The organism is candidate division KSB1 bacterium, assembly GCA_022562085.1.
Taxonomy (GTDB): domain Bacteria; phylum Zhuqueibacterota; class Zhuqueibacteria; order Oceanimicrobiales; family Oceanimicrobiaceae; genus Oceanimicrobium.
The window spans coordinates 1-6,341 of record JADFPY010000271.1; the positions used below are offsets into that span (position 1 = coordinate 1).

The following is a 6,341-nucleotide window of genomic DNA, read 5'->3' on the forward strand; positions in this document are numbered from 1 at the left end:
GCGTTGAATTGAATACCGGTTAAGACCAGGGAAAAATTCATCGTTATCGTTTCACCGGCTGAGAGAACAACAGCTGCGGTTTCACTGATTTCATAACCAATAAATGAAACCCTAACCGTGTAGGTCCCCGGGGGTATGTTGCCAACAGTGAAGTCTCCACTCCTACTACTCGCAGCACCCATCGTGGTTCCTACCAGAACGATGTTAGCTCCGGGCAAAGGGTTGCCGTCATCAGAATCCGTGACGTTTCCGGTCAGCGTTGCTTTGTCCTGCGCGAAGCCAACAGCTGTGAAAATGAAAAACACAACGCAAAGAACCCCTGCCATCCCCAGGTTAGTTCTGAGTTTCTTCATAATAGTTTCCTCCCGTCGTTAATTTGTTAGGACTGTAACTTGATTAGATTTCAAAGTAAATGGGGGATAAAAGTGGTCTAACTTAAACCATTTGTTTTTAAAAAGCAAGATTTTTTTTTACAGCAATGACATATTCCCAAAATGGAACAGAAAAAAAGAATGTTCCAAAATAGGAAGTTAATCTAGAGAGGAAAAGAAGTTCTATCTAGACTCCTGGATGTTTTCTTTAGAAATCAACCATTCACCATTTATTTTTTTACACGTCCAGGTTATTTTCAGGTTGCGTTTTGATAGCCTTGTCGTCTTTTCACCAACTATTACTGTTAGTGACGGGCTAAAAAAACTTTCCCAATATTCAATACTTCCGGACAGCAGGACTTCAGCGGTATCATTACTCAGGGTGGGCTTCTTAAGCAGTTTAAAGCCGGCCTTTATCGGTTGATCGGTTTTTTGCATTTTGGCTATTATAACATTGGATGGTTTTTTGTTCGCATACAATTCCTTTAATTTTTTGATTTTATCTTGCACAATGTATTGTTCGAACCTGTCAATCAATGTCTGAATTTCTTTTTCTTGCTCGCTTACTAATAATTTGTTTGTGATTTCTCCATACTGTGCAAGAACTATCTGGTAAAGCTGAGCAGCTCTATCAAAGTTGCCTTCGTTGAAGGCCTTGGTCGCCTCAGATTCTATCGAGGTTGTGTTTCGAAAAAGCAGCTCTTCCTCGCTTCCTTTTACAAATGGATTTTTCACCATAGCTTTCCGGGCTTCAAGGACGGAATCCCTGACCGCCGTTGCTTTGCTTTCAAAAATGCTCTGAACTTGATCGCTTAAGTCAACATAGGACACTTTCGCCTGGAGATATGAGTTTCGAGCTGCAGGATAATCCCCTAACGCTAGCTGTTGATCTCCCGTTAACTCAACTGAAAGTGCATCTCTGAGTTTTTGATTGATTTTTAATGTATCCGTTGCCGGTACTTGCTTAATCACTTCAGATAGGGTCGCTTTTGCTTCAGCCGCTTCTTCTTTTAATATGTTGATTTCCGCTTCGACGCCGGCATTTTGATATAAATCTCTTGCGACTGCGAAATGTCTCTGTGCAATCATAAGGCTGTTTCGGTCACCGTTGTTGAAACTTTTTGTGGCCTCTTTCTCTTTTGCGAAAGCGCCTGCATAGAGTTTTTTTGCTATTGTAGGCGCATCTTTGGTCTCGGCGGCTTTTTTCGCAGTTAACATCTGCTTCCTGACTTCCGCGACAATATTCTTTAACTCAGAGAGGTCAGCTTTGGCAGCTTTGGCATTTCGTTTTGCATCTTCTATGGATTTTCTAAAATTATCAGTCGCCGCGTTATAAGACTGGACGGCTGTCCCGAAATCGCCTGCCAAAAAAGCTGTATCCGCAAATTGCTGATTACCCTCGCCATCGCCAAACGCCTCCTTTGCCAGTGATTTTGCATTCACTTCCTCAGCTTCTTTGAGCAAAATGAGCATTTCCTGCTTTGCTGCTTCTGCCGAGCCGAGAAGTGCGTCGTCACTCCCCGAGTTGATTTTTTGAAAAACAACCCAGGTGCCAAGTACCACTATCAGAAAAAGTGTGGTCAGGCCAATCCAAAGAGCCTTTTGGCGGACTCGACGACCCGAAGGGCTTGCGGATAGGGTGACTTCTTCTGCAGGCGGTTCTGCTTTTAGTTCTGAGGCCTTCTCAGCTTTTTTAATTCCAGCGGTTGCTTCCCTGTTGTTCGGGTCAAGCTCCAAGACGCGTTTGTAGGATTTCACGGCTTGACTGAATTTTTCCTCATGAAAGTATGCCGCAGCTTCACTTAACAATTCTTTTAAATAGTCGTCAACAAGCTTGGTTTTTTGTTTTGACAGTTCCATAGCTTGTTGCTGTTCTTCCAGGAGCTTTTGGGTTTGCTCAAGAAGCTCCCTGGCAGAACTGTGTTCAGAGTCGAGGGCTAGAATCTCATTGAATTTGTCAATTGCCTGTTGGTATTGCCCTTGCTGCTTTAATTCCTGGCCTGTGTGGAGCAACTCATCAGTCTTTTTTGCGGTTTTAACCTGAAGAATCAATTTACCGGTTTCCTCACGCTCGGAATCAATTGCAGATAGTTCATTGAGTATTTTCAATGCCTGATCATATTGCTTTTCGTTAAAATAGGACTTGCTCCTTTCAGTTAGAATTGTAATCGTTCTTAACAGTTTTTCTTTTTCACTGTTTTCAGTAGTTTCGTTGACTTTCTGCTGTTTCAGCGGGGATTGACCCTCTAATAAAGAGTCTTTGGCTCCTTCCTTTTCAATTTTTAAGACGACTTTCTGCAATTCCGCAATAATTCTTGAGAAGCTCTCGTACCTGGCTTGCGCATCCTTGGCGAGACATTTTGAAATAATGGCTTGCAGATCATTGACCAACTCATCTTCTTTTAAGGACAGCCTTTCCGGTTCATCGTTAACAATTTTAAAAAGCAGAGTAATGTTGTTGTCGCCTTCAAACGGTTTTTTATAAGTCAGGAATTCATAAAACAAAACGCCAAATGAGAAAATATCGGACTGCTTATCGACCTTTTTGCCTTTAATTTGTTCCGGCGACATATAATGAGGCGTGCCAATGACTGCACCTGTTTGCGTCATGGTGCTTGCTTCCGGTCTGGCCAGGCCAAAGTCCATGATCTTTACTTTACCGTCTTCCAAAACTCTGATATTTTCAGGTTTGATGTCGCGATGAATCAGGTTTTTGCCATGAGAATATTCCAGTCCTTTGCAGATTTGCTTAATGTAGTTCAGTTTTTGCGAAAGCTTGATCGGTTCTCGATTGTGGATTATCGACCTCAGGTCCTTCCCGGTCAGATATTCCAGTACAATGTAAGGCTTCCTTCTCGACTCGCCTAAATCGTAAACCGTTGTAATATTTTCGTGTGAGAGCTTTGCAGCGGATTGAGCTTCACGAAGAAAGCGTTCTTTTACTTCGCCTTTGGCAAAAAGTGTTTCTGAAATTACCTTGATGGCAACATCTCTCTTCAGGAATGGATCAAACGCTTTATAAACGATGCCCATGCCTCCTTCGCCGATGGTCGCCCGAATTTCATATTTGCCAATTTTCTTCATTTCAATCGAGGATTGATCCCAAAAATTACTTACGTCCTTCAACCAGCGACTCGACCGCTGTCGGATCTGCAAGGGTCGACGTATCGCCCAGATTGCTGACATCTCCCTCAGCGATTTCTCAGGATTCGCCGCATGATTTTTCCTGAACGGGTTTTCGGAAGGGCCGGGGTGAACTGAATTTTTTCCGGAGTCGCGTGCGGGCCGATGATTTTCTTGCAGAATTTTTGATGTCGTTTGTGATCTCGTCGCTCTCGGATTTGCCGGTCATAAGAGTTACGTACGCATAAATCGCTTCTCCTTTGATTTCATGTGGAAAACCAACCACAGCGGACTCCGCTACGTCGTTTGCTTGGCCAATTGCACCTTCGACTTCAGCGGTGCCGATTCGGTGACCTGACACATCCAACACATCGTCGATGTATCGATGGGGATACCGATTTTGGAATTCGGAGCCGTTATCGCAATCAAAAACCTTTGATTTGAAATGGGACTCCCGGTTTTCTATTGCAAGTAGCTGTATGCATCAATATATATCTTTTTTGGGGTTATTGTCAAGAAATTTGAATCTTGAGTGGGACATGAAACTCCAAAGCTGAAATAATATTCTATAACTCTTCCTTTTCCAGGTGTTGCGGAATATGATTAAATAAATCAACCAACCGAAAAAAGACTGGACATATCCCTGTTATTTTTTTACGTTAATTAAAATTAGAGTTGTGTTCAATTTTATATGCCCGTCTAAATTTTTTTTGAAAAAATGTAGGGACGGCCATCAGCAGTTATTCTCTGAAGGATAGGAAAAGAGCCGGCTAAAATAACAAATAAGATTGGGAGATTGAAAAGATGAGTACAGAGATTATGACAAAGACAGGACAGGGGGGTGCATTCTTGCTTAAAGAAATGGATCCTCAAGATGTACTGACCCCCGAAGATTTCAATGATGAAATCAAAATGATTAAACAAACAACGGACGAATATGTGGACAAGGAAATCCAGCCGGTGCTGGAACGGCTCGAGAAACTTGAGCCTGGCCTCAACCAAACGTTGCTGCGCAAGGCCGGGGAGCTGGGTCTCATCGCTGTTGAGATCCCGGAAAAGTACGGCGGCTCGGATCTGTCAAAATTGGCGGCAACCGTGGTGGCTGAACGGGTGTCGGGCTCCGGCGGCTTCAGCACCACAATCGGCTCGCATATGACCATCGGCACCCTGCCCATTGTTTATTTTGGCACTGAAGATCAGAAAGCGCGCTACCTGCCGAAATTGGCTACGGCGGAGCTCATCGGCGCTTACGGTCTGACCGAGCCGGGATCCGGTTCAGATGCTCTGGGCGCCAAAACTATGGCAAAGCTCACCGCCGACGGTAAACACTATATTTTGAACGGCTCTAAAATTTTTATTTCAAACGGTGGGTTTGCCGATATTTTTATTATTTTCGCGAAAGTCGATGGCGAGCGCAAGAAATTCAGCGCCTTCATAGTTGAGCGCAGCTACCAGGGCTTTTCTTCCGGCGCTGAGGAGAAAAAAATGGGCATCAAAGCTTCTTCGACCACACCGCTTACCCTGGAAAATGTCAAAGTCCCGGTCGAGAACCTGCTCGGCAATATCGGGGATGGCGCCAAAATTGCGTTTAACATTTTGAATATCGGACGCTTTAAATTGGGCGCGGGCTGCGTCGGCGGCGCTAAGAAAGGCTTGGAGAAAGCCGCAAAATATGCTCAGGAGCGTGAACAGTTCGGTGTGCCCATCAGCTCCTTTGGCATGATTCAGGGAAAGCTGGCGGAGATGGCTTTGCGGACATTTGCCGTCGAATCGGCCGTTTACCGGGCCATCGGCTATATTGATGACCGCATCGATAATAGAAAAGGAGATTATGATTATGAGCTCGAAGCCATTGAGGAGTTCGCAGTGGAGTGTTCAATGAGCAAAGTTTTGGGAAGCGAGCTCGTCGATTTTGTTGCAGATGAAACGGTGCAGGTTCACGGAGGTTACGGCTATACGCAGGATTATGGAGTCGAGCGTCTCTACCGCGACAGCCGCATCAACCGTATTTTTGAAGGCACCAACGAAATCAACCGCCTGCTGATTCCCGGCAGGCTCCTCAAGAACGCCATGAACGGCTCGTTGCCTTTGTTCGAAACCATTGAAAGGGTGACGAAAGAAATTGCGGCAGGTAAGTTTGACACCAACGGTGATCAAAGTCTGCTGGCGGCCGAAAAACAGGCCATCGCAAATCTCAAAAAATGCACCTTGCTGATTCTCGGCGCCGCCGCACAAAAATATGAAAAAACTTTGAAGAATGAGCAGGAGCTGCTTGGCTGTCTAGCAGATATGATGATGGCGATTTATGCATCCGAGTCAGCGTGTCTGCGTGCTTTGAAATCACAAAACAAAGACATGGTTACGGCAGCGCAGATTTACGTCAATGACGCAGTTGAACAAGGCGCTATCTGGGCTCGTACGGCCTTGTCCCGTTTCAAAAAAGGCGAGGATTTGGATCAAGGTTTGGGAATGGTGAGAAAATTAACCCAACACCCGCCGATTGATACAGTTGGCTTAAGGCGTGAACTGGCACAAGCGGTTTTGAAAGAGAATGGCTATCCGTTTGAGTATTAAAAAAAACAACTTTTGTTTCAACAGATATTTTTGTAATTCTGGAAAGTCCGGGCTGGCATTCAGGTTAAAATTGTCTTCCAGAATCAGGCCTGCAAAATATCTCTCACCCTCCAATATTCTTCTTATTAAGTCCTGACCATGAATTCGAATCATTGTGAAGTTTCCTTTTGGAAAAAAATAAAACCCCGGCTGGTGCGCCGGAGGAAATGAAAGGAGAATGAATTAAGTGTAATAGCAAGCAAAAGCGGCCCCCAAGATGTCAATACTTGTAAT

The 6,341-nt window shown here is 44.5% G+C and carries 3 protein-coding genes and 1 pseudogene; 1 reads left to right on the plus strand and 3 read right to left on the minus strand.

What is annotated here, in order from left to right; genetic code table 11:
* The 3 genes and pseudogenes from IH879_17675 to IH879_17685 form a co-directional block, all read right to left on the minus strand.
* Window positions 1-353 (minus strand): carboxypeptidase-like regulatory domain-containing protein (locus IH879_17675; GenBank protein MCH7676753.1); only part of this gene is annotated, 353 nt, incomplete at its 3' end.
* A gap of 201 nt (window positions 354-554) precedes the next feature.
* Complete coding sequence (locus IH879_17680; protein MCH7676754.1) at window positions 555-3,455, minus strand: protein kinase; 2,901 nt, start codon at window positions 3,453-3,455, stop codon at window positions 555-557.
* Window positions 3,456-3,480: 25 nt separating this feature from the next.
* A pseudogene (locus tag IH879_17685) lies at window positions 3,481-3,975 on the minus strand (hypothetical protein).
* Window positions 3,976-4,313: 338 nt separating this feature from the next.
* Here IH879_17685 and IH879_17690 point away from each other — a divergent pair.
* Window positions 4,314-6,068: an acyl-CoA dehydrogenase family protein gene (locus IH879_17690; GenBank protein ID MCH7676755.1), complete on the plus strand. Its 1,755-nt coding sequence runs from the start codon at window positions 4,314-4,316 to the stop codon at window positions 6,066-6,068.
* Window positions 6,069-6,341 lie beyond the last annotated feature (273 nt).

Excerpts from the sequence above, each read along its gene's own strand:
- IH879_17680 (MCH7676754.1), bottom strand. The coding sequence starts at position 3,455 with ATGAAGAAAATTGGCAAATATGAAATTCGGGCGACCATCGGCGAAGGA.
- IH879_17690 (MCH7676755.1), top strand. The coding sequence starts at position 4,314 with ATGACAAAGACAGGACAGGGGGGTGCATTCTTGCTTAAAGAAATGGAT.